The sequence below is a fragment of the Mycobacterium nebraskense genome (assembly GCF_002102255.1).
Classification (GTDB): Bacteria; Actinomycetota; Actinomycetes; order Mycobacteriales; family Mycobacteriaceae; genus Mycobacterium; species Mycobacterium nebraskense.
In genome coordinates, this window is the sequence record NZ_LQPH01000069.1 from 1 (window position 1) to 1,549 (window position 1,549).

Here is a 1,549-nt window from a genome sequence, read left to right on the forward strand (position 1 = left end):
CCCGCCAGACGCCCCTCCGCCGCCCGCACCGGTGCAGCTGGCCTCCTTTGACCAGCCGGCTCCTCCGGCGGACCTGCCGCCCGCGCCTCCGGCGGACCTGCCGCCCGCGCCTCCGGCCGACGTGCCGCCCGCGCCCCCGGCCGACCTGCCGCCCGCGCCCCCGGCCGGCGCGCCTGTCGTGGCCAACGACTTCCACGGTTTCGTGCCGGCCAACATGCCGCAGGAGGTCTCCTCGGTCGGCTACACGAAGCAGCTCTGGGATGCCATTCGGGCACAGGACATTCAGGGCAATGACGCGCTGGACGCGATCGCGCAGCCGTCCCCGGCCACCTGAGTTCCGCCCGTCAGACTGCCCGGCACGCCTCGAACGTTCCCGCTTCGGGGTGTGCCGGCATTCCAATTGTTCGTTCTCACTGAATCTGGGGCAGCGTTCTCTGAAGCACCCCGGTTTTATGCACACCTCGTTACTGGTGACGGGTGTGCTTTCCGGCGTGGAGTCGAGCGTAGTACTCGGCCTCGGCTTCCGCGGGTGGACGGCGCCCGAGGCGGTGCATGAGCCTGAGCTCGTTGTACCAGGCCACCCATGCGGAGGTGATGTTCTCCAGGTCGGAGAGGGTGCCGATAGGCCCAGTGCGGAACGGGGAACCCTCGCGCACGCACTCGGTCTTGTACAGCCCGATCGTCGTCTCGCAGAGCCCGTTGTCCAAGGCGTCTCCGATGGTTCCGATTGACGGGATCAGCCCTTCCAGCATCAGTGTCTCGCTGTAATGTATTGCGGTGTACTGACTTCCGGCATCGCCGTGGTGGATCGCGTCGTCAAGCGGGTGGCCTTGGCGGACGCGGAAGGCCGCAGCGCGCGCTCGGCGAAGCCGGTGTCCTTGGTCAGCGAGCACTCCCAGCCGGAGATCAGCCCGGCGTAGGCGTCGACGACGAACGCGGTGTAGCCGAACCCGCAGGTCATCGGCACGTAGGTGAAGTCGGCCACGACCAGAAGGTTCGGCGCAGAAACTCGCCACTGTCGGCCGACCAGGTCCGGCGCCCGGGTTGCGGCCGGGTCGCGCTCGGTGGTGCGCGGCGGGTGGCGAGCGCGGGTGGCGCCGCGCCAACCGTTGCGTCGCATGATCCGTTCCACTGTGCGCCGGGCCACCGGGATGCCCTGGCGTTGAAGATGCGCCCACATCTTCAGGCTGCCGTACAGGCTCTCGGGCGAGAGTCTGCCCTCGGCGTCGAGTTCGTAGTAGCCGGTAAGGATCTCGGTGATTGTGGTCTCCCACAGGGCCCGCTTCGACGGCGCCGACGAGCGGTGCGCCCAGTAAGTGCGCGGGGCGATCTGCACGCCGTGTACCGCCAGTGCCCGGCAGATCGGTACGACCCCGAACTCATCGCGGTGCGCGTCGATGAACGCGCAGATCAGCGATGTAGCGGGTCGCACTCCCGCGCGAAGAAAGTTGTTGCGGCCTTTAGTATTTCGATGGTTATCTGAGGTTCTCAGCGTCCTGTCGATGATGTAAACGACACGCGGTCCGGGGTGCGCCGAGATCCGTTGTGG

Annotated in this window: 2 pseudogenes and 1 other annotated feature; of the pseudogenes, one reads left to right on the top strand and one right to left on the bottom strand. The window is 67.7% G+C overall.

Features of this window, described 5'->3' with window-relative positions:
* A pseudogene (locus AWC17_RS32595) lies at nt 1–334 on the top strand (transglycosylase family protein); the annotation flags it as partial.
* 130 nt (nt 335–464) lie between these two features.
* Here AWC17_RS32595 and AWC17_RS07675 read toward each other — a convergent pair.
* Nucleotides 465–1,488: pseudogene (locus AWC17_RS07675) on the bottom strand (IS3 family transposase); the annotation flags it as partial.
* Nucleotides 1,322–1,450: a sequence feature (AL1L pseudoknot), on the bottom strand. It overlaps the preceding pseudogene by 129 nt.
* Nucleotides 1,489–1,549 lie beyond the last annotated feature (61 nt).